The 25,045-nt window shown below is 64.6% G+C and carries 28 protein-coding genes; 17 read left to right on the top strand and 11 right to left on the bottom strand.

Translation table 11 applies throughout. The features are described 5' to 3' along the window. The first annotated feature begins 24 nt into the window (after positions 1 to 24). A complete protein-coding gene (locus tag AB0O58_RS01840) occupies positions 25 to 588 on the top strand; it encodes a hypothetical protein (RefSeq protein ID WP_366237774.1) in 564 nt (187 codons plus the stop codon). Here AB0O58_RS01840 and AB0O58_RS01835 read toward each other — a convergent pair. Continuing rightward, positions 585 to 1,091 (bottom strand): pyridoxamine 5'-phosphate oxidase family protein, encoded by a 507-nt coding sequence (locus AB0O58_RS01835; protein ID WP_032365223.1) that lies wholly within the window; start codon positions 1,089 to 1,091, stop codon positions 585 to 587. The two genes, AB0O58_RS01840 and AB0O58_RS01835, sit on opposite strands and share 4 nt — an antisense overlap. 117 nt (positions 1,092 to 1,208) lie before the next feature. On the opposite strand from AB0O58_RS01835, the gene hemL reads away from it, so the two are divergent. From hemL to AB0O58_RS01800, 7 genes are all read left to right on the top strand, one after another. Next, positions 1,209 to 2,528: a glutamate-1-semialdehyde 2,1-aminomutase gene (gene hemL / locus AB0O58_RS01830; RefSeq protein ID WP_032365224.1), complete on the top strand. Its 1,320-nt coding sequence runs from the start codon at positions 1,209 to 1,211 to the stop codon at positions 2,526 to 2,528. Positions 2,529 to 2,579: 51 nt separating this feature from the next. Further along, positions 2,580 to 3,242 carry a histidine phosphatase family protein gene (locus tag AB0O58_RS01825; RefSeq protein ID WP_027498332.1) on the top strand — a complete coding sequence of 221 codons (663 nt, stop codon included), beginning with the start codon at positions 2,580 to 2,582 and terminating at the stop codon, positions 3,240 to 3,242. Then, positions 3,235 to 3,825 (top strand): TlpA disulfide reductase family protein, encoded by a 591-nt coding sequence (locus tag AB0O58_RS01820; RefSeq protein ID WP_032365225.1) that lies wholly within the window; start codon positions 3,235 to 3,237, stop codon positions 3,823 to 3,825. Before AB0O58_RS01825 ends, AB0O58_RS01820 begins: the two co-directional genes overlap by 8 nt. 5 nt (positions 3,826 to 3,830) lie before the next feature. Beyond that, positions 3,831 to 4,640 (top strand): cytochrome c biogenesis CcdA family protein, encoded by an 810-nt coding sequence (locus AB0O58_RS01815; protein WP_032365436.1) that lies wholly within the window; start codon positions 3,831 to 3,833, stop codon positions 4,638 to 4,640. Continuing rightward, positions 4,637 to 6,256 carry a cytochrome c biogenesis protein ResB gene (locus AB0O58_RS01810; protein WP_032407367.1) on the top strand — a complete coding sequence of 540 codons (1,620 nt, stop codon included), beginning with the start codon at positions 4,637 to 4,639 and terminating at the stop codon, positions 6,254 to 6,256. Before AB0O58_RS01815 ends, AB0O58_RS01810 begins: the two co-directional genes overlap by 4 nt. 3 nt (positions 6,257 to 6,259) lie before the next feature. Further along, the gene (ccsB, locus tag AB0O58_RS01805) at positions 6,260 to 7,243 is read left to right on the top strand and encodes a c-type cytochrome biogenesis protein CcsB (protein ID WP_027498328.1); all 984 of its coding nucleotides are present in this window, start codon (positions 6,260 to 6,262) and stop codon (positions 7,241 to 7,243) included. Between the two features lie 492 nt (positions 7,244 to 7,735). Further along, positions 7,736 to 9,019 carry an AAA family ATPase gene (locus AB0O58_RS01800; RefSeq protein ID WP_366237794.1) on the top strand — a complete coding sequence of 428 codons (1,284 nt, stop codon included), beginning with the start codon at positions 7,736 to 7,738 and terminating at the stop codon, positions 9,017 to 9,019. Positions 9,020 to 9,028: 9 nt separating this feature from the next. Here the strand turns inward: AB0O58_RS01800 and AB0O58_RS01795 are convergent, their stop codons facing one another. Both AB0O58_RS01795 and AB0O58_RS01790 read right to left on the bottom strand, forming a co-directional pair. Beyond that, entirely contained in the window at positions 9,029 to 9,226 is a 198-nt protein-coding gene (locus AB0O58_RS01795; RefSeq protein WP_027498326.1) for a membrane protein, read from the bottom strand. A 135-nt stretch (positions 9,227 to 9,361) separates the two neighbouring features. Beyond that, a complete protein-coding gene (locus tag AB0O58_RS01790) occupies positions 9,362 to 9,577 on the bottom strand; it encodes a BldC family transcriptional regulator (RefSeq protein WP_027498325.1) in 216 nt (71 codons plus the stop codon). A gap of 283 nt (positions 9,578 to 9,860) precedes the next feature. On the opposite strand from AB0O58_RS01790, the gene AB0O58_RS01785 reads away from it, so the two are divergent. Next, positions 9,861 to 10,130 carry a DUF4229 domain-containing protein gene (locus tag AB0O58_RS01785; protein ID WP_057472924.1) on the top strand — a complete coding sequence of 90 codons (270 nt, stop codon included), beginning with the start codon at positions 9,861 to 9,863 and terminating at the stop codon, positions 10,128 to 10,130. Continuing rightward, the gene (locus AB0O58_RS01780; protein WP_027498323.1) at positions 10,127 to 11,209 is read left to right on the top strand and encodes a PLP-dependent cysteine synthase family protein; all 1,083 of its coding nucleotides are present in this window, start codon (positions 10,127 to 10,129) and stop codon (positions 11,207 to 11,209) included. The genes AB0O58_RS01785 and AB0O58_RS01780 overlap by 4 nt, the downstream gene beginning before the upstream one ends. Positions 11,210 to 11,215: 6 nt before the next feature. Here the strand turns inward: AB0O58_RS01780 and AB0O58_RS01775 are convergent, their stop codons facing one another. From AB0O58_RS01775 to AB0O58_RS01760, 4 genes are all read right to left on the bottom strand, one after another. Further along, positions 11,216 to 11,527 (bottom strand): hypothetical protein, encoded by a 312-nt coding sequence (locus AB0O58_RS01775; protein ID WP_027498322.1) that lies wholly within the window; start codon positions 11,525 to 11,527, stop codon positions 11,216 to 11,218. Between the two features lie 5 nt (positions 11,528 to 11,532). Then, complete coding sequence (gene pepN / locus AB0O58_RS01770) at positions 11,533 to 13,992, bottom strand: aminopeptidase N (protein WP_366237773.1); 2,460 nt, start codon at positions 13,990 to 13,992, stop codon at positions 11,533 to 11,535. Between the two features lie 25 nt (positions 13,993 to 14,017). After that, on the bottom strand, positions 14,018 to 15,412 hold the full coding sequence (locus AB0O58_RS01765) for a hypothetical protein (RefSeq protein WP_366237772.1): 1,395 nt from the start codon (positions 15,410 to 15,412) through the stop codon (positions 14,018 to 14,020). Between the two features lie 67 nt (positions 15,413 to 15,479). Continuing rightward, positions 15,480 to 16,388: an NAD(P)/FAD-dependent oxidoreductase gene (locus tag AB0O58_RS01760; RefSeq protein ID WP_366237771.1), complete on the bottom strand. Its 909-nt coding sequence runs from the start codon at positions 16,386 to 16,388 to the stop codon at positions 15,480 to 15,482. Positions 16,389 to 16,462: 74 nt separating this feature from the next. On the opposite strand from AB0O58_RS01760, the gene AB0O58_RS01755 reads away from it, so the two are divergent. From AB0O58_RS01755 to AB0O58_RS01735, 5 genes are all read left to right on the top strand, one after another. Further along, positions 16,463 to 16,963: a MarR family transcriptional regulator gene (locus AB0O58_RS01755; protein WP_052054599.1), complete on the top strand. Its 501-nt coding sequence runs from the start codon at positions 16,463 to 16,465 to the stop codon at positions 16,961 to 16,963. A gap of 68 nt (positions 16,964 to 17,031) precedes the next feature. Further along, entirely contained in the window at positions 17,032 to 17,373 is a 342-nt protein-coding gene (locus tag AB0O58_RS01750; RefSeq protein ID WP_366237770.1) for a nitroreductase/quinone reductase family protein, read from the top strand. Positions 17,374 to 17,428: 55 nt separating this feature from the next. Further along, entirely contained in the window at positions 17,429 to 17,644 is a 216-nt protein-coding gene (locus tag AB0O58_RS01745) for a hypothetical protein (RefSeq protein ID WP_032365231.1), read from the top strand. A 6-nt stretch (positions 17,645 to 17,650) separates the two neighbouring features. Continuing rightward, on the top strand, positions 17,651 to 18,154 hold the full coding sequence (locus tag AB0O58_RS01740) for a Clp protease N-terminal domain-containing protein (protein ID WP_052054573.1): 504 nt from the start codon (positions 17,651 to 17,653) through the stop codon (positions 18,152 to 18,154). 33 nt (positions 18,155 to 18,187) lie between these two features. After that, positions 18,188 to 18,568 (top strand): phage holin family protein, encoded by a 381-nt coding sequence (locus AB0O58_RS01735; protein ID WP_032365232.1) that lies wholly within the window; start codon positions 18,188 to 18,190, stop codon positions 18,566 to 18,568. Here the strand turns inward: AB0O58_RS01735 and AB0O58_RS01730 are convergent. From AB0O58_RS01730 to AB0O58_RS01720, 3 genes are all read right to left on the bottom strand, one after another. Beyond that, positions 18,565 to 19,434 (bottom strand): 1,4-dihydroxy-2-naphthoate polyprenyltransferase, encoded by an 870-nt coding sequence (locus AB0O58_RS01730; protein ID WP_222082833.1) that lies wholly within the window; start codon positions 19,432 to 19,434, stop codon positions 18,565 to 18,567. The two genes, AB0O58_RS01735 and AB0O58_RS01730, sit on opposite strands and share 4 nt — an antisense overlap. A gap of 47 nt (positions 19,435 to 19,481) precedes the next feature. Then, positions 19,482 to 20,732, bottom strand: a complete 1,251-nt coding sequence (locus AB0O58_RS01725) for an Hsp70 family protein (RefSeq protein WP_032381264.1) — start codon at positions 20,730 to 20,732, stop codon at positions 19,482 to 19,484. A 154-nt stretch (positions 20,733 to 20,886) separates the two neighbouring features. Next, positions 20,887 to 21,666 (bottom strand): PIG-L family deacetylase, encoded by a 780-nt coding sequence (locus AB0O58_RS01720; protein WP_027498315.1) that lies wholly within the window; start codon positions 21,664 to 21,666, stop codon positions 20,887 to 20,889. A gap of 62 nt (positions 21,667 to 21,728) precedes the next feature. Here AB0O58_RS01720 and AB0O58_RS01715 point away from each other — a divergent pair, with 62 nt between their 5' ends. Both AB0O58_RS01715 and AB0O58_RS01710 read left to right on the top strand, forming a co-directional pair. Next, positions 21,729 to 23,405 (top strand): alpha/beta hydrolase, encoded by a 1,677-nt coding sequence (locus AB0O58_RS01715; protein WP_287452817.1) that lies wholly within the window; start codon positions 21,729 to 21,731, stop codon positions 23,403 to 23,405. A 5-nt stretch (positions 23,406 to 23,410) separates the two neighbouring features. Beyond that, positions 23,411 to 23,791: a DUF4440 domain-containing protein gene (locus tag AB0O58_RS01710; RefSeq protein WP_032365236.1), complete on the top strand. Its 381-nt coding sequence runs from the start codon at positions 23,411 to 23,413 to the stop codon at positions 23,789 to 23,791. Positions 23,792 to 23,838: 47 nt separating this feature from the next. On the opposite strand, the gene aztD is transcribed toward AB0O58_RS01710, so the two are convergent. Then, a complete protein-coding gene (gene aztD, locus AB0O58_RS01705; protein ID WP_179274505.1) occupies positions 23,839 to 25,032 on the bottom strand; it encodes a zinc metallochaperone AztD in 1,194 nt (397 codons plus the stop codon). Between the last annotated feature and the right edge of the window lie 13 nt (positions 25,033 to 25,045).

The following is a 25,045-nucleotide window of genomic DNA, read 5'->3' as shown; positions in this document are numbered from 1 at the left end:
TCGGAACAGATCGGGAGTTCCATCATGAGCACCGCAGTGTGGATCATCGTTGCAGTAGTAGTCGTAGTGTTGGTCGTTGCCGTCGCCCTGGTTGTGGCACGCAAGGGCAAAGAGCGAAAGAGGCTGGAAGCGAACCACCTTCGCGAGAAGGCGGCCGATCAAGCGACCGTCGTCGAGGAGCGTGAACTGCAGGCCCGCGAGAGCGAGGCCAAGGCACGCCGCGCCCAGGCGGAGGCGGACGTCAAAGCTGCCGAGGCAGAGAAACTTGCTCAGCAGGCCCAGTCTCACCAGGGAGTCGCGGCGGCATCACGCGACGAAGTGAACTCACAGTTCGAGCGCGCGAACCACATCGATCCGGATGTGAAGGGCGACCGCAAGGTGACCGGTGACCACAACGTCGGCCGCGACGCGGGCGCGGATCGGGACTTCGGTGCGCAGCACAACGCGAATGTCGATCGGAACGCGAGTGCCGATCGGAATGCGACTGTCGATCGGAACGCGAGTGCCGACCGGTCCGAGGCAGGACAGCATGGCGTGACCGGTAATCCGGACCTGCCCCCGACGGCGGCCCGGCACGAGCGCAACTAGCTCGTCGAGGTATTGGGCAGTTCGAGTTCGACCACGTCGTTCTCGCCCAGGTTCGGACGCTCGTGGGTGACCTTCGCTTTGGCGTAGGCCAGCAGGGTCGACACCTTCGAGCCCGGGGTGGACCAGTACTCGGCACCTTCGGCGGCCACGTGGATCAGAGCGACCTCACGCGAATCGGGGTTCTTCTCGAACCACGCGGCCGCCCGAGAATTCCATAGCTCCTCCGCCTTGGCCTTGTTCTCGACGACCGCAGCAGTACCGGACAGTGACACCCAGCCCTGACCGGATTGGAACGAGACGTTGACCGTCGGGTCGGCGGCGATGTCGCGTACCTTTCTGGAGTCCTGCGCTGCGAAAAACCACAGGTCCCCGTCGAACTCCGCTTCCTGCAATGCCATCGGACGCGAGATGAGGTGGCCGTCCCGGCCCACGGTGGTGAACATGCACAGTCCGGCTTCGGACATCAATTCGGCGACCTTGGTGACGCCATCGGTGTTTGTCATCGAAAGTAAATACCCGGGGCGGGGGTCTTCAATCGCCGAAACCAGGCCGACTCCCCGTTTCGGTGATTATTACGCCCTGTAGTTGGTGATTTCGCAGAACCTGGGACACTGGAAGTCGTGACTGTTCCTGACGGCAACGACGCCCCCGTATCGGCCCAACTCTTCGCCCGCGCGAGCACAGTGATTCCAGGTGGCGTCAACTCTCCGGTGCGTGCGTTCGCATCGGTCGGCGGCACTCCACGCTTCATCACGCAGGCCAGCGGATACACGATGACCGACGCGGACGGGAAGTCCTACGTCGACCTCATCTCGTCCTGGGGTCCGATGATCCACGGACACGCGCATCCGGCCATCGTCGAGGCAGTCCAGAAGGCGGCCGCAACCGGACTGTCGTTCGGCGCACCCACCGAGCGCGAAATCGAACTCGCCGAGGAAATCGTGCGCCGCGTCGGCCCCGTCGACCAGGTTCGCCTTGTGAATTCGGGCACAGAGGCCACGATGAGCGCGGTGCGTCTGGCGCGCGGCTTCACCGGCCGCACCAAGATCCTCAAATTCTCCGGCTGCTACCACGGCCACGTCGACGCCCTGCTGGCCGACGCGGGCTCGGGACTGGCCACCTTCGGACTGCCGACGTCACCCGGAGTGACCGGCGCTCAGGCATCGGACACCATCGTCGTTCCCTACAACGACCTCGACGCCGTCACCGCCGCGTTCGACGCCAATCCCGGCGAGATCGCGTGCATCATCACCGAAGCGGCCGCGGGCAACATGGGCGCGATCCCGCCGGTCACCGGCTTCAACGAGGGACTACGCCGACTTGCGACCGAGCGCGGCGCATTGCTGATCATGGACGAGGTGATGACCGGATTCCGTGTCAGCGCCGCGGGCTGGTACGGCATCGACGGTGTCGCCGGCGACCTCTACACCTTCGGCAAGGTCATGTCCGGCGGGCTGCCGGCCGCAGCATTCGGTGGCCGCGCGGACGTCATGGCCTACCTCGCACCGGCCGGGCCGGTGTATCAGGCGGGCACCCTCAGCGGAAACCCCGTCGCCGTCGCTGCCGGCCTGACGAGCCTGCAACTGGCCGACGCCGCCGTCTACGAGAAGCTGCAGACCAACTCACAGCGACTCGGAACACTGCTCGGCGATGCTCTCACCGCCGAAGGCGTCCACCACCACGTGCAGTTCGCGGGCACTATGGTGAGTGTGTTCTTCGCCGATGGACCCGTCACCGACTACGCGCAGGCCAAGGCTGCCCAGACGTGGCGCTACCCGGCGTTCTTCCACGCGTTCCTCTCTCGCGGGGTGTACCCGCCGCCGAGCGCATTCGAGGCATGGTTCGTCTCGGCTGCGCTCGACGACCGAGCTTTCGAGATCATCGCCGACGCGGCCCCGGCCGCCGCGAAGGCTGCGGCAGCCGCTGTAGCACCACTGTGACGTCCACTCAGAAGTGATCACCACCCGACTAGCGAGAAACAGGACCCCGACGTGACCGAGGCCCCCGCAACACATCCGCACTCGACGACGCGCACCATCGTGCACGTCCTCCGGCACGGCGAGGTGCACAACCCCAAGGGCATCCTCTACGGGCGGTTGCCCGGCTTCAAGCTGTCGGTCACCGGCCAGTCCCAGGCCAAGGCCGTCGCAGATGCGCTCGCCGGTCACGACATCACGCACGTCGTCGCGTCGCCGTTGCAACGCGCCCAGGAGACTGCTGCCCCGATCGCGGCAGCCCACGGCCTGACGGTGTCCGAGGACGAGAACCTTATCGAGGCGGGCAACGAGTTCGAGGGGCTGCGCGTTGCCGTCGGCGATGGAGCCTTGCGTAGGCCTCGGCACTGGTGGAAGCTGCGCGACCCGTTCACCCCGTCCTGGGGCGAGCCGTATCTGCAGATCGCGCACCGCATGCTCGCCGCCGTCAACGCGGCCAGAGTCGCAGCCGTCGGGCACGAGGCCGTCTGCGTGAGCCACCAACTCCCGGTCTGGACGCTGCGCCGGTTCCTCCAGGGCGACCGGCTCTGGCACGACCCGCGCAATCGCCAGTGTGGACTCGCGTCGCTGACGTCACTGGTCTACGAGGGCGATCAGCTCGTCGATCTCGTCTACTCCGAGCCAGCAGGAGCATCCGACCCGAGGATCACCGGTGCGTAGGTTACTGCTTGCGATTGCCGCTGTGGCCCTCGTCGCCGGCTGTTCGACCGGCACCGACGCGGTTGCTCAGGGCGGAACCTTCCAGTTCGTCTCGCCCGGCGGAAAGACCGAAATCTTCTACGATCCGCCGTCCGACCGCGGCGCACTCGGCGAACTCTCCGGGCCCGACCTGATGACCGAGGGCAAGACGACCTCGCTGTCGGACTACGAGGGTGACGTCGTCGTCCTCAACGTCTGGGGTCAGTGGTGCGGACCGTGCCGCGGAGAAGCGGACGACCTCGAGAAGGTCTACGAGGCCACCAAGGCCTCCGGCGTCGAATTCCTCGGCATCAACGTGCGCGACGAATCACAGACCGCAGCACAGGATTTCGTCGTCAGCAACAACGTCACGTACTCCTCGATCTACGACCCGCCGATGCGCACCCTGACCGCGCTCGGTGGCGTTCCGACCTCTGTCATTCCGACGACCATCGTGCTCGATCGACAGCACCGCGTGGCCGCAGTGTTCCTGCGTGAACTGCTCGTCGAGGACCTGCAGCCCGTCGTCGAGCGCGTGGCAGCCGAGGAGCCTGTGCAGCCGTGAGCGAGATGTACCTAGCCGGCGTCGGCGCGAGTTTCCAGGAAGCTGCGGCCTCCGGGCCGCTGATCCTGGCCCTCGGAGCCTGCGTCCTGGCCGGGCTCGTCTCCTTCGCATCACCGTGCGTCGTACCGCTGGTTCCGGGATATCTGTCGTACCTCGCCGGGGTCGTCGGAGCCGACGCACCGGCGGTCAGCGCCGACGAAGCGGCCGTCAAGACGAAGGTGCGCAGCGGTCGGCTGCGCGTCGCGGGAGCCGCGGGGCTGTTCGTCCTCGGATTCACCGTGGTGTTCGTTCTCGCCACCGCGTCGGTGTTCGGCGCAATTTCGGTGCTGGCGATCAACCGCGAACTGCTCATGCGAATCGGCGGCGTCGTCACCATCGCCATGGGCCTGGTGTTCGTCGGACTGATTCCCGCGCTGCAGCGCGATGTGCGGTTCGAGCCGAAGCAGATCGGCTCCCTCGCCGGAGCGCCCTTGCTCGGGGGAGTGTTCGCACTCGGCTGGACCCCGTGCCTCGGACCCACCCTCGCCGGCGTCATCTCGCTCGCGGCAGGCACCGACGGTGCCACGGCTGCCCGCGGAGTCACCCTCATCGTGGCGTACTGCCTCGGTCTGGGATTGCCGTTCGTGATCCTCGCGTTCGGATCGGTCAGCGCACTGCGAGGCGTCGGCTGGCTACGTACACACGCACGACAGATACAGGTGTTCGGCGGAATCATGTTGATAGCGGTAGGAATTGCACTGGTCACCGGTGCCTGGGATCAATTCGTCGGCTGGGTGCGCGACGCCTTCGTCTCCGATGTGGTGTTGCCGATATGACCGCCGAGACCGAGGAGCGGACAGAAGCGTCGCCGCCGCACAAGCAGTCCGTACTCGGTAAGGCCGTGGCCGTGGTGCGCAACACCTGGCGCGGGCTCACCAGTATGCGGACCGCACTGGTGCTGCTGTTCCTGCTGGCCTTCGCCGCCGTGCCCGGTGCCCTGGTACCGCAACGCAGCCTCAACGCGGGCAAGGTCGACCAATACATCGCCGACCGTCCGACACTCGGCCCCATCATGGACAAGCTCGAACTGTTCGACGTGTTCGGCAGCTTCTGGTTCACCGCGATCTACGCACTACTGTTCGTCTCCCTGATCGGTTGCATCCTGCCGCGGTGCATTGAGCACGCAAAACAGTTGCGTACCAAGCCCGTTCGTGCGCCGCGGAACCTCTCGCGCCTGCCGCACCACACCCGGTACGACGTCGACGGCGCACCCGAGGAGATCGCAGCCCAGGTTCGTACTCAGTTGCGTGGGTGGCGCGTCGCGCAACGTTCCGAGGGCAGCGGGGCAGTGACGCTCTCGGCGGAGAAGGGCTACGTTCGCGAACTCGGCAACCTCGTGTTCCACCTCTCGCTCGTCGGCCTGCTGGCCGCGATCGCCATGGGCAAACTGCTCGGCTACGAGGGAAACCGCATCGTCATCGCCGACGACGGCCCCGGATTCTGCACTTCCACGCCCGCCAACTACGACTCGTTCCGGGCGGGCAACCTCGTCGACGGCACCGACCTCGAGCCGTTGTGCTTGCGCGTCAAGGACTTTCAGGCGGACTACCTCGACAACGGCCAGGCGGAAATGTTCACCTCGAACATCCAATACCAGGCCGGCGAAGACCTGGCGAACAACGACTGGCAGGACGACCGACTGCAGGTCAACCACCCGCTGCGGGTCGCAGGCGACCGCGTCTACCTGCAGGGCCACGGCTACGCGCCCACGTTCACGGTGACGTTCCCGAACGGCGAGACCCGCACCGACACCATCCAATGGCAGCCGACGGACGCCACCACATTCCTCTCCAGCGGGGTACTGCGAGTCGACCCACCCGGTGGCCTCTACCCCGACGCGCTGGACCGGCGTAAGAACCAGATCGCCATCGAAGGACTGTTCGCCCCGACGGCGTCGTTCCACGGCAGTCTGCTGTCGTCGAGCTTCCCGGCGATGAACGACCCGGCCGTCGCCATCGACATCTACAAAGGCGACACCGGACTCGACACCGGACTCCCGCAGTCCATCTTCTCGCTCGATCAGGAAATGATCGCCCAGGGCAGGCTCGTCAAGCAGGACCGCGTCAACCTCATGCCCGGGGAATCGGCCACACTCAGCGACGGCACCGTCGTCAGATTCGACGGGGCGAAGGAATTCGTCAACCTGCAGGTCTCGCACGACCCGGCTCAGACCTGGGTCCTGGTGTTCGCGCTGACGATGATGGGCGGACTGCTCGTCTCACTGGTGATCAAACGTCGCAGAATCTGGGTCCGACTCACCGCCGACGGCGACTCACGACGTACTGTAGTAGAACTCGGCGGACTTGCACGCACCGATCAGGCGGGGTGGGGCGAAGAGTTCGACCGCCTGTGCACCCGCCTGCTCGGCGACACCTCGAAACAGGAGAACTGACCGATGCCGATCAACGAGACACTCTCGCAGTACAGCGACTGGTCGTTCGAATCAGCCTTCACCATTTACGTGCTCGCATTCGTCCTGCTCATCGCTCAGTACGCCTCCGCCAAGGCGACGGCCGCTCAGGCCAAGGAACTCGTCGGTGCCGGAGCCCCCGTAACCGCGTCGTCGCAGGCTGCGTCCTCCGGCCCGGGACGCGTCATCGAGGCACCCAAGCGCCCGCTGTCCGAGCGCCTCGCAGGCATGGGCTTCGCGCTGCTCGCACCGGCCCTCGTCCTACACATCGCCTCGGTCGTGCTCCGCGGATTCGCCACCCACCGATTCCCGCTGGGCAACATGTACGAGTTCGTCACCATGGCAACCGCTGCCGCAGCACTGACCTCCGTGGTGGTGCTGCGCAAGAAGACGATGCGCCCGATGCTGGTGTTCGTCCTCGCACCCATCATCGTGCTGATGTTCTTCGCCGCCACCAAGCTCTACGCAGACGCCGCACCCGTCGTCCCGGCGCTGCGCTCCTACTGGCTGCCCATCCACGTCACCATCGTCAGCGTCGGCAGCGGCATCCTGCTGGTCTCCGGAGTCGCGAGCCTGCTGTTCCTGCTGCGCATCAAACAACCCCTCGGTGAGGAAAGCGTGGGATTCTGGGGCCGCTTCGCCTCCAAGCTCCCTGACGCCCAAGCCCTCGACCGACTCGCCTACAAGACGACCATCGTCGCCTTCCCGCTGTTCGGAGCCGGCGTCATCCTCGGCGCGATCTGGGCCGAGGCCGCATGGGGACGTTTCTGGGGCTGGGACCCCAAAGAAACGATGTCCTTCATCACGTGGATCATCTACGCCGCTTACTTGCACGCCCGCGCCACCTCCGGCTGGCGAAACACCCGCGCCGCGTGGATCAACGTCGGTGGATTCACTGCCATGCTGTTCAACCTCTTCATCATCAACATGGTCGTCTCCGGTCTGCACAGCTACGCAGGACTGAACTGACCTCTGCGCGTTCCACACGCTCCGCTGCCGACGTGCAGCTGGTAGCGTCCGATCCGGCTCGATGGGGGAGACATCCGAGCCGGCACTCGACGCGGGACGCACACTGGGGGGAAATCGGTCATGGCCGATCGGCACGGAAACAATTGGCAACCCGTCCGACCGATGGACGACGACGAAACCCCGAACACGCCGGAGCCGGTGGTGACCGAGACCCCGGTTGTCGGGTCTGCCGGGGTTGGGGAAGTTTCGGGGGTTGCGGGGTCTGCTGAGCCTGCGGGGTCTTCTCGGGTTGTGGGGGAGTCTCGGGTTTCGGGGGAGCGTGAACCGTTCCGATCCACCCCCATCTCCATGCCGCCCGCGGATGCTCCGAGCCCGACTCCTGTTGTCGCGGCAATGTCGACTCCACCCGTCGAGGTGACGCCACCGACCGACGAGATGCCGACGATGCCCGAAGCATCGGGTCCACCGGTTGTGTCACCTGTTTCGTCCGACATGGCCATGCCCCTTGGTCCGCCGACTCGGCCCATGCGCGAGCCGCAGCCGCCTGGGCAACAGGGTCAGCACCCTGTCCAGCCGCAGAACGGGATGGTGTTTCCCCAGAATGCTGTTGTGCCCCAGCAATATTGGCAGCCGAACAACGAGTGGGCAGCCCAGAATCAGTGGCAGGCCCAGAACGGCTGGCCGACGCATGGGCAGGGGCAGGGAAATGGGCAGGGTCAGGGGTATGGGCAGTGGGCTCCGCAACCCGGTTCGTGGCCGCAACCGATGTTGCCCGGCCATGTTCCTGCCGTGGCTGCTGTCGTTCAGCCGAATCATCGACCGCCGTCGCAGCCGATGTCGGCGGCCGACCTCGGCGATTCGTTGCTCATCAGGTCTGCAACTGTCGCTCCGCTGGCCGGGTGGCGTCGTGCGCTGTATCTGGCGTCCGGTGGTCGGATCGATGTGGGGAACAGTCCGGCGCAACAGCGACGCCTCGAATTGACCGCACAGGTCGATCGACAATTGGTGGGGTGCTACCGCGTCGCGGTGCTCTCGTTGAAGGGTGGGGTCGGAAAGACGACGACAACGGCCACGTTGGGCTCGACGTTCGCAGACATCCGCGGTGACCGCGTGATTGCGATCGACGCGAACCCCGACCGCGGAACGCTGGGGCAGAAAGTACCGTCGGAAACGACGGCGACGGTCCGAAATCTGTTGCGAGACATGGATTCCTTGGAGCGCTACAGCGACGTTCGGGCCTACACCTCACAGAACGTCCATCGGCTGGAGGTGCTGGCCTCCGATTCGGACCCGGCGGCGTCCGAGGCATTCAGCGGTGACGACTACGACCGAACGGTGACACTGCTCGAGAAGTTCTACAGCATCGTCATCACCGACTGCGGCACCGGATTGATGCATTCGGCGATGGAAAGCATTCTCGAGGGCGCGGACACTCTGGTCGTCGTCAGCTCAGGGTCGGTGGACGGGGCGCGGAGCGCGTCGGCGACATTGGATTGGCTCGATGCCCATGGCTATCGAAACCTGGTGGCCACGTCGGTGGCTGTGGTCAACGCGGTAAGACCGAGGGCGGGAAAAGTCGACTTGCAGAAGGTGGTCGAACATTTCGAGCAGCGATGCGCTCAGGTTCGGACGATTCCGTTCGACCCGCATCTGGAGGATGGGGCTGAGATCGAACTGGGCAGGCTTCGTGGACACACGCGAAAGGCACTCCTCGAAGTAGCTGCGGCGGTGGCAGCAGGCTTTCCGGCCTCGCCCACTACTTCTCGCCGCAGCTGATCGGAAACTTTATTCGCCGACTTCAGTGCCGGCGTCGGTCCCGTCCTTGCCTCCGCGACGAGCGTCCCGGTTGATTTTCCAGAGAAATTCCGGATCGTCATCGGGCCCGACAGTCCGCGGGGGTTCAGGTTGCGTGCTGGGTCCGAATGCCTTCCACAGCAGCACAATCACTGCCACCAAACCGATCAACGCCAATAGATAGATCACGACGCACCTCCTACTACGAGGGTAGCCGTCATGCAACGACCTCCGCACCCGTCGAGCGTCGAAGATTCCTGAGAATGTTCGATGAGTTCGTACGGGTGCGGAGGTCGTTGCCGAAACTGCGCCGAATGGCCTGTCTCAGTGCTGTACGCCGGCTTCGGTCGTCAGAGAAGTCAGCAGCTGCATGACCTCGGTTTCGCGGAAGCGACGGTGTCCGCCGGGAGTGCGGAGCGATCCAAGACGTCCGGCGTGCGCCCAGCGAGTCACGGTCTTGGGGTCGACGTGAAAAAGCGCTGCTACCTGACCCGGTGTGAGAAGTGAGTCCTGAGCTTTGTGGAACGTGGGTGCGCTCATCTGTCGTGTCCTCCTACGGTGCGGTTCTGTGCATTTGCGTCGAACCGGAGATATCGGTCTGCGGTGTTGTGAGCCCCATGGTTGCACTCGGACCCCTAGGTACTCGACTGATACAAGGTTGGTAAAGGGGAGGTAATGGACAAATCGGTCACGCCAGGGGTGGGTGGGAAGCCCTGCACGGCCCGGTAACCTTGAGCTCGTGAGTGATGCGACGAATGCCGACCGAAGCGACCCGACCAGCGGAAACCCCACGCCCGGCCGTTCTGCGAAGAAGTCCCTTGCCATCAATCTCGCCGTGTACACGTTCGCGCGTCTGGCGCTCGTCATCGTCATTGCCGCGATCATCATCGGTGTCGGTTTACTCTTCGGCATCGAGGTTCCGATCCTCGTCGCGGCGATCTTCGGCGTCCTCATCTCGCTGCCGTTGTCCCTGCTTTTGTTCAAGCAGATGCGCATCCGCGTCAACGAATCCATCGCTGCGGTCGACGAACACCGACGCACCGCTCGCGCGGACCTGCAGTCCAAGCTGCGCGGTGAAGACGGCCGCAAGTGACCACATCGGTGGACCGCTCCGGATCGCGTGAGTGGGTCGACAACGCAGTCCGGTTGATCGAAGCCGATTCTCAGCGCAGTGCCGACACACACCTGCTGAGCTATCCACTGCCTGCCGCATGGGGAATCTCGCTGTACCTCAAGGACGAATCCACTCACATCACCGGCAGCCTCAAACACCGGCTGGCGCGATCGCTATTTCTGTACGCGATCTGCAACGGCTGGGTCACCGCGCGAACCACGGTCGTCGAGGCGTCTTCCGGCTCCACGGCGGTCAGTGAGGCATATTTCGCCGGCCTGCTGGGATTGAAGTTCGTCGCAGTCATGCCCAGAAGTACAAGTCCCGCCAAGATCGCCCTCATCGAATCGCACGGTGGGCGATGCCACTTCGTCGACCACCCCGGCGAGATGTACACCGAGGCGCACCGGCTCGCAGCCGAACCCGACTGCCACTACATGGACCAGTTCACCCACGCCGAACGGGCCACCGATTGGCGAGGGAACAACAACATCGCCGAGTCCATCTACGATCAGCTTCGGCTCGAGAAATGTCCCATCCCCGATTGGGTGGTCGTAGGCGCGGGAACGGGCGGAACGAGCGCCACCATCGGTCGCTACATCCGATACCGCAGACACGCAACGCGTTTGGCTGTCGTGGACCCAGAGAATTCGGCCTTCATCGGAGGCTACGAAACCGGTGACGCGAGTTTCGAGACCGGTAAGTCCTCACGTATCGAAGGCATCGGGCGACCGCGGGTGGAACCGTCCTTCGTCGGCCAGGTGATCGATCGAATGATCGCGGTGCCCGACGCTGCGTCGGTGGCGGCCGCGAGATTCACTTCGGCTGCGATCGGTAAACGAGTGGGAGGATCCACCGGCACCAACATCTGGGGTGCCTTCGGATTGATCTCCGAGATGATTGCCGCGGGACGCACCGGCAGTGTGGTGACGTTGTTGTGCGACGGCGGAGACCGTTACTCGCAAACCTATTTCGACGACACCTGGGTCGCGGGCCAGGGGATGGATCTCGACGAACCGACCGCCGCGCTCGAGCAGTTCATCCGTACCGGGGTGTTCTGAGCAGATCTACCAGGTCACGACCATCGACGTCACCGCAGTGACAGCGGCGACCGTCCCGACGGCCGGCCACGCACCGATCTTCTTCGCGAGCGGATGCGACGCACCGAACGCCACGAGGTACGTCCCGAGCAGTGCGCCGGCACGAGCCGAGCCCGACGACTTCTGCCATTGCGTGGTGCAGACAACGCCGACTGCAGCGAGCACTGCTCCGCCGAGTTGGCGATTGTGCGACCGGCGAGCAACGGCGAAGCCGCCGAGCAAGCCGCCTGCGGCGAGAGCGGATGTGGCGAACGAACGTCGAGCATCATGGTCGGACATGATCGTCACCCTAGCCGAGCTTGCACGCGCAAACTCCGGTTCAGGTGATCTCTCTGCTCGATTACCAAGCGCCGCAACGCAGCCGGTGCCCACTCGTGCTCGGCGAGCCACACGTCTGCACTGTCGGTCGACGATTGCTGAGGAAAGAGGCGAACAACTATCCTCCGTGCGATCTCGATGCTGCGTGAGGTCCACAACGAGGAGATGGACTCGAAATACCGGTCCTCGTACGGTTGAGTGAGGTCCGGTCGGTGACCCGCCCCGAACCCGGTGATGTAGGCGTCGAGAACATCGTTGGACACGTCGTCGCGCTCGGTGATGGAAGTCCACGCGCTCGCTTTGACTGTGGCGTCAGGGATCGCCGTCGCCGCCGCGGTGTGGGCAGTGCGCCCCGAAAGTGTGTCGTCCGAACCGAGTTCGGTATCCAGCTCTGCGATAGTTGCGTGTCCGGTGGCGGCGAGTGCCAGCCAGAATGCCCAGCGCTGATCGGGGTCCAGCCTTAGCCCGGCAATGGTCGCGGTGCCATCGAGCAGGGAGCGTAGATCGTCGGCCAGGAAGTCGTCGAGTTGCGCAGCCGATGCGACCGCCCGCGCCCACACCAACTGCGCGTCGCTTCCGGGTTCGCTCGACTGCAGCTGCCGCCACGACGCTTCGAGCCAATGCCGGGTGGGCTCGTCCCGTCGGTCTTCGGGGAGGTAGTGCGCGAGTGTGTACGCGACGTTGGCCGTGACTGCGGAGAGCAACCCGATCTTGGGTTCGGTTGGCGCGAATCTGGTTGCGATGTCCAGGTATTCGATCGCAGAGAGCTCGGCGTCCCGGGTGGAGTTCCACAGTGCCGACCACACCAGCCCTCGTGCAAGGGGATCGACGATGCGATCGAGTGAGGTCCGCACGGTGGCGGTGGAGCGCTCGTCGAATCGGATCTTGGCGTAGGTCAGATCGTCGTCGTTGAGCAGAACCAGTGCAGAATCGGGGAAGTCGACGGGCGTTCGCGAGTCGGTGATGTCGAGTTCGTAGCGGTGGGTCCTCGTGAGATTTCCGGCCTCGTTCGGATCGTAGAGCCCGACCGCGATGCGGTGCGGACGCGGATCCGACTGCTCGACGGCGTCGCCGGTATAAGTCAGTGTGGACACGCCGGTGGTCTGCAGCCACGCGCCCGCCCAGGTCTCGAGGTCTCGCCCGCTGGCGGTGGACATCTCGCTCAAGAGATCCGTCAGGGTCGTATTACCGAAGGCATGCGTACGAAAGTAGTTGCGGGACGCTGCGAAAAAGGCGTCGGCACCGACGAACGCCCCCAACTGCTTGAGCACGCTCGCGCCCTTCGCGTAGGTGATGCCGTCGAAGTTGAGCTTGGCTGCCTCGAGATCGGTGATGTCGGCGACGATCGGGTGAGTGGTGGGAAGCTGATCCTGCAAATAGGCCCACGCCTTTCGGCGGTTCGCGAAACTGACCCAGGCATCGGTGAATCGGGTGGCTTCGGCCGACGCGTACGCACCCATGTAGTCGGCGAACGACTCCTTGAGCCACAGATCGTCCCACCATTGCATCGTGACGAGGTCGCCGAACCACATGTGCGCCATCTCGTGCAGAATCGTGTTCGCCCGAGCCTCGTACTGGGCTTCGGTTGCCGCCGAACGGAATACGTACGATTCGGTGAACGTGACGAGCCCGGGGTTCTCCATCGCACCGAGGTTGTATTCGGGGACGAAAATCTGGTCGTACTTACCGAACGGGTACGGATAGTCGAACTTGTCGTGGAAGAAGTCGAGGCCACGCTCGGTGATGTCGAAGATGTCCTCGGCGTCGAAATACTCGGCGAGGGATGCGCGGCAGTACGCGCCGAGCGGGACAGTCAGATCGCCTCGAGTCCAGGACGATTCGACGCCGTGGTACGGCCCGGCCGCAACCGCGGTGATGTACGTCGATATGGGCAGCGTCGGGGCGAACGTGGTGACTGTGCCGTCGGTGACTCCCGCGCGGTTGGACAGGACCGTCCATGCCGGGGGTGCTGTGACCCTCAGCGTGAACGAGGCCTTCAGATCGGGTTGCTCGAAATTCGCGAACACCCGTCGAGCATCGGCAGGTTCGTACTGGGTGTACAGGTAGACGTTGTCGTCGACGGGGTCGACGAAGCGGTGGAGTCCTTCACCCGACCTGCTGTACCGGCCGCGTGCACGTATCCGAACGACGTTGTGGTCGGCGAGTCCGACCAGTTGAATGCGAGCTCCGTCGTAATCGACCTGCGCATCGGTGCCGTTGACGGTGACCTCGTCCACGGACGCACCGATGAAATCGACCCATGTCGCCGCCGTCGTCGCATCGAATTCGATGGTCGTCACCGACTCGAAGGTGTCGACGTCCGTGTCCTCGGCGCGCAGGAGGTTCAGATCGACGAGATACTTCACCCCGTCTATGTGGCGCGATCGCCTGCGAGTTTCGGTTCGGGTCAGATTCGCGGTGCTCACCGAACCAACCCTAGGTGATTGTTTTTCACAGGGCGGGTGGGGTGAAGTAGTGACGTCCGAGTGGATCGACGATATGTAGCACTCCATCCGGAAGCAGTTCGGTGCGCCAAAGTTTGCGCGTTTTGAGGTTGTGGTGGAGCCGACAGCGCGGACCGATGTTCGTGAGGATGGTCCAGCCGCCCTTCTCGGGGCGGTGTCGGTCGAATTCGACGATGTGGTCGAGGTCGCATCGTTCCGAGGGCACGTTGCAGCCAGGATGCAGGCAGTACGGGTTCTCGGCTCGAACCTTCGCCGCGAGAGCTCGACTGGGCGTATAGCTCAGCGCGCCTGGCGGCGGGAGTTTCATGCCCCCATGGCCGTCGGGGTACAAGGCGTGGATCCCGATGGGGTCGTCCCCGACGGTGGCACGCCACCGTTCGATCAGCGTTCCCCCACCCGGCCGCGATCGGGTAGCTCTGGTATTCACAGAGCCGGGCGTGGGAAGCCTGGGTGGCGGTGCGTCCGGTGGGATCGTGTTCGGTGATTGGCTCGTCGGCGGCTCGTCCCCCGGTGCAGCGGAAGTGGAACTGCCGCTGCGTGTTCCGTCGGTTGCGGCGCAGTCGGTGTCCGATGGTTCGTTGTCCGCTGTGTCCGGATCATCGTGCTCGGGGGCCCTGTCGCTGTCGCGCGGCGTCAGGCATGTCGCGCACTCGCACAGCAGTGTCTCCCCGCGCATCAAGGCGGTCTGAGCGTCGGCCCGTCGTTGGTCGTCCGACCGCGGATCCTCCGGGTGCAGGCGTATGACCTCGGCGTCGATCCGCGCAAGTTGTTCGTCGGCTTCGCCGTCGGTCATCAGTGTGGTCAGGCTCGACAGTCCTCGTGCCCGGCGACGAAGGCGGATTCGCTTCTCGGTGCGTGCGGCACGCTTGCGTACCGCACGGTCCCAGTCGGCGTCGGCCTCGATGAGCAGTCGATCGATTTCGCGGCCCAGAGCTCCCGGTGCCATCTCCCGGGCGGCCTTGAGAATCTCGGTCTCCAGGGCAACGGCCGTCTCCGGACGGGCATGAAGTAGATGATCGTGGATCGTTCTGACTCGCTCCAGATCGAGGGCACCGTCGATGAAGCCCTGACGCACGAGAGGGCGCAGTTGACGCCACATCTGCACCTTGTTGTTGATGGCGGCAAACGTGGACGACAGAGCCGCCGCCAGTTCACAGACTGCCGAGTTGAACAGATCTTTCTCGGTGACCCCGGTGTCCCACGGTGACGCGCCGGCCGTTCGGCTGCGGACATACTCGTCCAGCAGAGCAAGTTCCGAAGCGACGGCAGCGTTGATCGTCCGTCGCGCGCCCAGAACGTCGGCGAGCGGAGAATGGTCCCCCGTCTCCCACGCCGCTTTCCGTAGCCCCATGTCACCCCCCAGCGACTCAAGATCGAACACGTATTCGATCCACTGCGGCAAGTGTAGAACAGGGCACCGACACATTCTTCGGCGCTGGCAGGAGGCGTCAGACCGCGCTGACGGCTCGGGTCACATCGAGTTCGAGTAGGTAGTGATTGATGGCGATTGCAGCCTTCGATCCTGCTGCTGCCGAATTGATGAGCTGGGCGGGGGAATCCGAGACGTTCCCCGCAGCCCACAGGCCGTCGACGCTGGTGAGCCCGGTCGGGTCGGTGGCCACCCAGCCGTTGTCGAGGCGAGTGCATCCGATCGATCGCAGGAGCGCGTCGTTCGGAACGAACATCGGCCCGACGAACACGACTGTTCGAGGAACGACGGTCCCGTTCGTCAGCTCGATGCCTATGACGCGACCGTCCTGCACAACGATTCGAGCAACCGGTACGTCGACGATTCCGACGGACCGCGCGTCGAGCCGAAGGCGTTCGTTTTCACTCAGTTCGATGCCGTTGGTGAAGAAGACGACGTCGTCCGACCATTGGCGAATCAGCGACGCCTGGTGGATCGTGAACGGTCGGTTGGATCCGCCGACCACGGCTATCGGCTGATCCCGAACTTCGTAGCCGTGGCAGTACGGACAATGCAGCACTCCCGAGCCCCACTGTTCGTGAACGCCGGGGATATCGGGCAGTTCGTCTCGAAGCCCGGTGGCCACCAAGACCGACCGCGAGTGCCGGGACTCGCCGCCCTCGAGGCGGACCTCGAATCCCTCGTCGAGTCCAATTACTTTGCCGCGCAGAATTTCTCCGCCGTATCGGAGGACTTCCTCGCATCCAGCCCGATGCAACTCCTCGGGTGTGGAACCATCGCGCGAGAGGAAGTTGTGAACATGGTCGGCAGTCGCGTTGCGTGGTTCTTCGGCATCGACAACGATCACCTTTCGGCGGGCGCGAGCCAGAAGTGTCGCGGCACTGAGTCCGGCTGGGCCGCCACCGATTACCACGGTGTCGTACGTCAAGATGCCTCCTCGGTGGTGCGATATGTTGTGAACGTAGCAGAACTGTCAACTAGTTAACAATATTGGTGGTGCCGATGACCGATGCCTCGCTTCGTGAGCTGACCTGTGCACGGTGGGCCGAGTTCAACCCGGAGCTGGACACCTCGCCGATGCAGGTGGTGGCCGAGATCAAGCGCATCGTCGCGCTGCTCGACGTGGCCGTCGAACCGATATACGCCGCGGCCGATGTATCCGTCGCCGAGGTGGAATTGATGGTGCCCCTGCGTTACGCGATCGAACCGGTGACGGCAGCGCGGTTGGCGGAGCTGCTCGGCATGACCCGCGCAGGTGTGAGCAAGACGCTCGGAAAGCTCGAACGTCGCGGCTTTCTGCAGCGCGTGCCCAGCGCCGAAGACCGACGGTCTGCGTCGATCACCCTGACCGATCAGGGGAGGCGCATCGTGGATGATGTATTTCCCCGAGAGCTCGAAGCGCACGGACGATTGTTCGATGCGTTGGGTGCACGTCGAAACCGTGTTCTCGAGGCCCTGACCACGCTCGCCGAGTCGATGGAGTCCGGTCTGCCGTCTCGGTGACGTTCCCGTCGGCCTGTGTCACGGCTACGCTCGCCAACACGTGCGGGGCGATTCGTCAGGCGGACACGATGAACACATTTCAGAAGTCGGCGGCAGGGTTCAACAAGGTCTTCATGGTCGTGATGAAAGCACCGGTGCTCGACAGGGTGCTCGGACGCTCGATGGGCATTTTGACCTACACCGGCCGGAAGTCCGGCAAGAGGATCGCATTGCCGGTTGCGATCAGCCGGAAGGGTGAGCACCTGAAGGTCAGGGTGGCGATGCCGGACAAGAAGAACTGGTGGCGAAATTTCGTGGACGGCGGCGGTCGTGTCGATGTCGACGTCGGCGGCGTCCGGTACTCCGGCCTCGCGACGGCGACCCGTGACGACCGTGGGCGGGTCTCTGTCGATATCGCTGTGGACCACTGACTTGTGTGTCAATAAAGGTTGACAACCCCCTTTCCGTCAACCTACATTGACATGCATGACAGAAGCCACTGCATTGGCCGCCGCGGCCGCCAGTTCCGATCCGGGGGAGGGGTTGCGTGCCGTAGCCGCACTTCGCCGTCTACTCGAACGTCTGGAAGCCGTCCAGGTTCGCAATGCGCGGAATCAGGGATGGGCGTGGCAGGCGATAGCGGATTCGCTGGGTGTCAGCAGACAGGCGGTCCACAAGAAGCACGGCGGAAAGGGAAGGTAGACAATCATGTTCGAGCGATTCACCACTCAGGCCAGGGCGGTCGTCATCAGTGCCCGGCTGCACGCCCGGGCGTTGCACTCGGAGCGGATCGAACCCATCCATCTGTTCCTCGGTGCGCTCGACAAGGCCGACGAACCGCTCGGGTCTGCGCTGGCCGAGGCGGGGTTCACCCTCGACAACGCGCTCGAGGACGTGCTGTCGAGGGACGCCCGGGCCCTACGGTCCATCGGCATCGACCTTCACGACGTGATCGACACCGTCGAGACTGCGGTGGGGTTCGGCGATGTCGACCATTCGAACGATTCTCACCTGCCGTTCGCGCCGTCGGCCAAGGAAGCGCTGAAGCTGGCCTTGAAGGAGGCTGTCCGATTGAGGGACAGGGAGATCGGCGTCGAGCACATGCTTCTCGGTGTGATCGCAGGTGCCGATCCATCGTTCACCGAGCTCGTGAGTGTTCGCGGCAGCCTGGACGATCTGCGCGACGCCGTCCTGCTGGTTCGCACGACATAGCTCCGAGCGGGCCCGAACTCTACGATGGGCGCCATGAACTTTCTGATTCGGCTCGTGATCAATGCCGTCGCCATCTGGGTTGCGAAGGAATTCGTCGACGGCATCACCGTGACCAGCTCGGGCCGCGGTGACGGGTGGGACATCGTGGTCCTGCTCGGTATTGCGGCCGTGTTGACGATCGTCAACGCGTTCATCAGGCCGATGGTGAAGCTGTTGTCACTGCCGCTGCTGATTCTCACCCTCGGGCTGTTCACTCTCGTCATCAACGCGTTGATGCTGATGTTGACGGGGTGGCTGTCGTCGCAGACCGGTTACGGCCTCGAGATCGTCGGTTTCGCTGCCGCGTTCTGGGGCGCGATCATCATCTCGATCGTGAACTTTCTGCTCGGCGCATTCGTGCCCGAGAAGCGTTAGGCGAACGCCAGCGCCACACCGGTAGCGGCACCCCAGACGAGCATTGCCAGTCCCGAATCACGCAGCGCCGGTATCAATTCGAAGCCGTGAGCACCGCCGCGAACCGGCGAATTGGCGCGCGCAGCGAGGGGTAGCGCGAGCAGGGCAACCAGGGCCCACGGGGTTCGGGCGGTCAGCGCGACGGTCATGGCGAACGGGACGACCAACAGTGCCAGGTGCAGATAGCGCGTGCGGGTATCGCCCAATCGCACTGCGAGCGTTCGCTTTGCGGATTCGGTATCGGTAGGAATGTCCCGAAGGTTGTTCGCGACGAGTACGGCACTGGAGAAAGATCCGACGGCTACCGCGGCGAGCACGCCCGCCCAGTCGATCTGCTCGGCCTGCACGTATTGGGTGCCGAGCACGGCGACGAGTCCGAAGAACACGAATACGGCAATCTCGCCGAATCCGCTGTAGCCGTAGGGCTTCGAGCCGCCTGTGTAGTACCAGGCACCGGCTATGCAGATCAGGCCGACGATCACCAACCACCAAGCGCTCGTGGCGGCCAGGACAAGACCTGCGACGGCACCGACCGCGAAGCAGCCGATGGCTGCCCGTTTGACGGCTCCTGCCGAGGCGGCCCTGGAGCCGACGAGTCGGAGTGGGCCGACTCGGTCGTCGTCCGTGCCGCGGATTCCGTCGGAGTAGTCGTTGGCGAAGTTGACGCCCACGATCAGCGCCAACGAGACGATCAGTGCCAGTAGGGCCTTCCACCACACGCCTGCGTCCAGGGACACGGCTGCACCGGTGCCGACGAGGACGGGGGCGATAGCGTTGGGGAGCGTTCGGGGTCGCGCCCCTTCGATCCATTGTGCTGTGGTGGCCATGAGCGACGATCTTTCCGTATCTGCCGGGAGGGTGCGGACGCGGCCGGTCAGAACGGCAGGCGCGGCAGTACCGGCAGCGGTATGACAGGCATCTGGACACCGGGGATCTGCGGTAGCGGCACCGTCGGAGCGGGCGGCGGTGGCGGCGGGTTGTAGTGCGGTTGATACTGCACGTACGGCGCGCTGTCGGCGGCTGGAGGTGGTGCAGCTGACGTCGGTGGCGGGGCCGGGATGTCCGGGGTCGGTGACGGTGTGGCGGTGGTGGTCCGTGCAGCCGAGGGTGTCGTGGTCTGCCGGATGCCCTCGTCCACGCTGGCAGGGGTGCTCAGCGGTTGGTCTTCGCTCTCGGAACTCAGGCCCGAGAACAGTCCGACGGCGGCGATGACGCCCACGATCGGTAGCGCGATCAATCCGAGCCGCGCCAGCGCCGGTCGGTGCGAGACGACCGGTGCAATGCGGTCGACGTCGACGCGCGCAGCGTGCACGGCCGCGCCACCTGCAACGACGAGTTCTGGTTGCTCGGGGACGATGATCGGCAGCTGCAGAAACCGTTCGAGTGTCGTGCGGACCAGAGGGACATTGCTCGTACCGCCGATGGCGATGACGGCGTCGGGATAGAACTCGGCTTCGAGCCCCAGTTGGCGGACCGTGGTGGCCGCCTGTTCGGTGGCCCGGGCGATCGACAGCTCGAAGATGTGGCGCTCGAGAAGAATGTGTTCGCCGTCGGGCGTGCTGGTGGTCTCGTGCGTGGACAGTGCCTCTTTGATGCCACGGCAGAATGCCGTCAGAGCAGTGTCCTCGTCGTGTGTGTGCGGCTCCCGCACGATGCCGAGGCCCAGTATGTGTTCCCGAACCACCGCGTCGAACGAGGCTCCGCTGATTGCTGTTGTACGAGTCGAGCCGTAGGAGCGGCCGGATTCGACGTCGACGATGTCTATGTCGACACCGGTCTCGCCTGCGTCGAACAGGGCGATGGTGCGGTGCTGGCTGGCCAGGCCGGGACGCAGGTACTCGAGGGCAGCGTCGGTCTCGTCGATCAGATGTACGTCCGAGACGTATTCCTCGGCCAGAGCCTTCGTGATGCGATCACGCTCGTCGGCGGTCCGGTATGCAATGCCCAGTGATTGCGGCGCGTCCGGGCGGTCGACGATTCCGCGAACGACCCGCGCGACGTCCTCGGGGGAGGGGGAGAGCTGCCAGTCGTCGAAGGGAGCGGCGTCTGTCCACGTGCCGTCTTCGGTCGTGCGAGACGTGCGGATGCCGCACGTTCCCAGGGACACACCTACCGACGAACGCATCTCCAACCGGCCTCTCCTGTACGGCGACGTGGACACTGTACCGTCTCGAGGTTTGATTAGAGGTCCAAAACAATCCGAACGTCAGGTCGAGGGTGTTCGACGGGCCGCCTCCGACCCCAATACGACGGACCTCACGACCGGCGACCCGGTGGTGTCAGAGCGGCAGCGATGTCTCTGTCAGTCCGACCCCGCCGGTGCCCCGCAATTTGCGGAACCATTCGAGACCGAACGCAGTGGTCAGTTGCTCGATCGGCATTGCGAGAAACGGCCCGAAATCGCCGACCTGCGTTTCGTGCGCTTCCATCGCGGCCCGCTTGGCCGCGATGACGCTCGACACGTCCACGACAGTGGTGATTTCGGTTTCCGGCAGTCCGAACGACTCCATGTCCGGTGGTGACGCCTCTTCGCTCCAGTGGGGATTGGCTTCCATCAACCTGCGCATGTGGTCACGGTTGGTGGTCGTCTCGTACACGTACGGCGTCTCGGCGATCTCGGCGGCGCGCTTGCCGACGACGTGCACCTGAATGTGGTCGGGGTGGCCGTATCCACCGTTCGGGTCGTAGATGGTGACGACGTCGGCCTGCTCCTCGCGCAACACGTCGGCCAATCGCCCAGCCGCGGTGTCGACGTCGACATTGCAGAACGCCTCCGGGTTGCCGTTCTCCGGTGTGCCGGCCATTCCGGAATCGGCATAGTGCAGGCGAACGACGCGCGCGACCCCCAGGACGGCAGCCGAACGGTCCAATTCGATGTGTCGGCGCGCGGCCAACGTCTCTCCGTCGGCGAGGATGCCGTCGGGATATTCGCCGACGGCACCGTCGGTGGCCGTCACGAGTACGACGCGGTGGCCGGCGTCGGCCGCGAGCCGCATGACGCCGCCCGTGCCGAACACTTCGTCGTCGGGATGCGCGTGGAAGCAGACCAGAACACTCATGGCGTGAATGCTTGCACGTCGAAGTGGGTGCGGCCCAGTCGGCGGGCCAATACGATCTATGGGTGACCACACGGCGGTCGGCCTCGATACGTTCGTATTGGCGGGATTCGCGAGCGGATCGGTACTGTCGCGCACTACATCCGGTGGGGATCTTCTTCGCTCTGGTGTTCTTCGCGCTGTCGATGACTCCGTCTCTGCTACCTCGTGTGTGGTACCTGCAGGCGGTGGCCACGGGGATCAGCGTCGCGATCGGGTACGGCGTGGGGTGCCTCGTTGCCTGGGTGGTCCGGCGCTGCGGAGTGTCACCGAACTGGTCGGAGCAGTGGCGTCGACGTGGGTGGTGGGCGTTGGCCGCGGCTGCGGTGGTGGTGATTCCGCTGTTCCTGATCTTGGGATCGTGGTGGCAGCAGATCGTCCGCAGGCTGGTCGGTGTGGAGGACCCCGGCAGACCCCTGTACATCGCGGTGCTGGTGCTCTCGTTGGTGGTAGCGGTGGCGGTGCTTGCTCTCGCCCGCCTGCTGCGCAGAGCGACTCGGGCACTGACGCGATGGGCGAAGCAGTACGTACCGAGGCCGTTGGCGAGGATCGCCAGCGTGATCGTGGTTGCCCTGCTGGTGGTGTTCGCCGTCAATGGTGCCCTGATCCGGGGGATCGTGGCCGGCGCGGAGAAGTCGGCGTCGACCGCCGACCGCGGCAACCACGAGGGTGTGGAAAAGCCTGATGCAGCAGAACTGTCGGGGTCCGATGCGTCGAACGAGGACTGGGATTCGCTGGGGCAGGAGGGGCGACGCTTCGTGGTCTCCGGGGCATCGCCCGACGAGATCAGTGACTTCACCGGAAGGCCTGCAGTGCAACCGATCCGCGTGTACGCCGGTGTCGAGTCGGCCGAAACGGTCGAGGGTGTGGCAGAGCGGGTGGTGGCCGAACTCGAACTTACCGGCGCATTCTCACGGGCCGTGCTCGGTGTCGCGACCACCACCGGACGTGGCTGGGTCAACGAATCCGTCGCCGGCCCTCTCGAGTATCTGTACGACGGAAATTCGGCGATTGCGTCGATGCAGTACTCGTTCCTGCCGAGCCCGATGGCATTTCTGGCCGACCGGCAGACCCCGCAGGATGCCGGACGAGCCCTCTTCGAGGCGATCTACGCGGTGTGGAGCGAACTCCCGGAAGATTCACGACCCAAGTTGGTGTTGTTCGGCGAGAGCCTCGGTGCCTACGGCGGGCAGGATGCATTCAGCGGTGCGCAGGACATGATCGCTCGTATCGACGGCGCTCTGTGGGTCGGCAACCCCAATTTCACGCCTCAGTGGGCGCGTATCACGAGCGGACGCGACGCCGGTTCCCGCGAGATCCTGCCTGTCATCGACGGCGGAGAGCACGTGCGATTCGCGAGTTCGTCCGGGGATCTCGACATCGGTGGTCCGTGGGAAGAGCCGCGAATCGTTTACTGGCAGCACGCATCCGACCCGATCGTGTGGTGGTCACCCGATCTGATCCTCGGCAGGCCCGACTGGCTGCGGGAACCCCGCGGCACCGACGTCGATCCGGGAGTGCAGTGGTTCCCGTTCGTGACGTTCTGGCAATTGACCTTCGACCAGGTGTTCTCCACCGACGTCGACGACGGGCACGGCCACAGCTACGGAGCCGACGCAGTGCGCATGTGGGCCGACATTCTCGAACCGGCGGGATGGTCCGACGCCGACGTCGAGCGGCTGTACGAGAAAATGGCGGGTTGACATCGGTGCCGGAGAACGACGAGGTCGGCCAGGTGTTGGAGCTGGAGCGGCAGCTGCAGCGGGCCGAGACTCGGGCTGACAGAAGCAGATTCGTGGCGCTGCTCGCGGACGATTTCGTCGAGATCGGAGCATCGGGGGTGGTGTGGACCAAGCAGTCGATACTCGAGCTGTTGGGCGGAGAAAGTGCGGACGACGGCATCATCGAGGTCCACGATCTCTCCGGACGGATACTGGACGTGGGTGTCGTTCTGGTGCAGTGGACGTCACGACGGTCGGGACGTCGAGCCCGTCGATCGTCGATCTGGCGACGCACCTCCGATGGATGGGAACTGGTGCATCACCAAGGCACACCTGTGGTCGACGGTCCGCCGGATCGGACGGGGTAGCCGAACCCGGGGACGCAGAGTGGATTTCTGCGTCCCCGGTTGCAGGGTCAGGCAGTCACGACGACGAATTCGTTGGGCGTGACATCGAGTTGCTTGCTCTCGGTGACGTTTCCGGAGGTGAGGTCGACGGCGTGGATGCTGTTGCCGGCCGGTTCGGTGACGTAGGCGGTGTCACCCGCGATGGAGATGCCGGGGTGGGCGTCCTGGTATTTCGCGGGACCTTCCCAGGCGTCGATGACGGGGTACGAGGCGGTGAATGTCTTTGTCGTCGGGTCGAATACGTGGACTGCGCCGTCCGATCCGATGATGTAGGCCAGGTCGCCGGGGCCTCGGGCGACTCCGCGCCAGGTGTATTCGGCACCGTCGGGGAGCTTCACGACGTCGAGGGTCTTGGCCGCGGGGTCGATGACGGTGACCGCGTGCAGGAGTGAGCCCTCTGCGTCCGGGTCGTCCTTGTAGTCTCCGACGATGAGGGGGCTGGTCTCGCTCACATACGCGTTGCCCGTCCGTCCGTAGGGCTGGTCCGGAGCGTCGAGCTTGGTTATCTGGCCCTTGTCGTAGATCAGAGCGCCGTTCTCGCAACCGAAGACGACGATCTCGCCTTCCGCTGTTCCCTCTCCGTGGACGCCGGGGCACTGATCGTTTTTGGCGACGACCGCTCCCGATGCGTCACGAACCTCGATGCCGGTGCGGCCGTTCGAGTTCCCGACCGTGGTGAGAAACGTGCCGTCTTCGAGGACGATCGAGACGCCGTGGTGCGCGTCGACACCGGGGATGCTCTCGGTCTCCGGGAGCCCGTCTGCGGATTCGAGCGCTGCGGTGTCGAAGATCGTGGTGTCGCTGGTGCCGTCGGCGTACAGGATGGTCTTGCCGCCGTGTCGTACGACGTGACCGGGCTTCTCGGCTTCGAAGACGGTGTCGGTCAGTTGCGGTTGCTCGGTCGTCCCGGCCGCGGTGTCGAGCACACGGAAGCCCTCGCTCGTGGTGACCATGACGTTGCGGTCGTCGCCGGCGAGGTTGAGGCGCGTGTACTCCTCGGAGTCGAAATCAGCGACGGTCTCGAACGTCTCGGCGTCGAGCACCCGAAGGCCGCCTTCGTAGGACACTGCGACCCGTGGCCCGGCCGCAATCGATGTGGATTCGGCGGCGGGGGTGGTGCCGGAGGAGCAGGCCGCCAGGGTCGCTACCGCACCGAGGGCGAGCGCGGTGACGCTCGCCCTTCGAAAATCGTTGATACGCATGATTGTTCCTTTT

The sequence above is a fragment of the Rhodococcus sp. NPDC080181 genome (genome assembly GCF_040702225.1).
Classification (GTDB): Bacteria; Actinomycetota; Actinomycetes; order Mycobacteriales; family Mycobacteriaceae; genus Rhodococcoides; species Rhodococcoides fascians.
The sequence above is the reverse complement of the archived record's forward strand: the minus strand, read 5'-3'. Positions and strand labels throughout refer to the sequence as shown.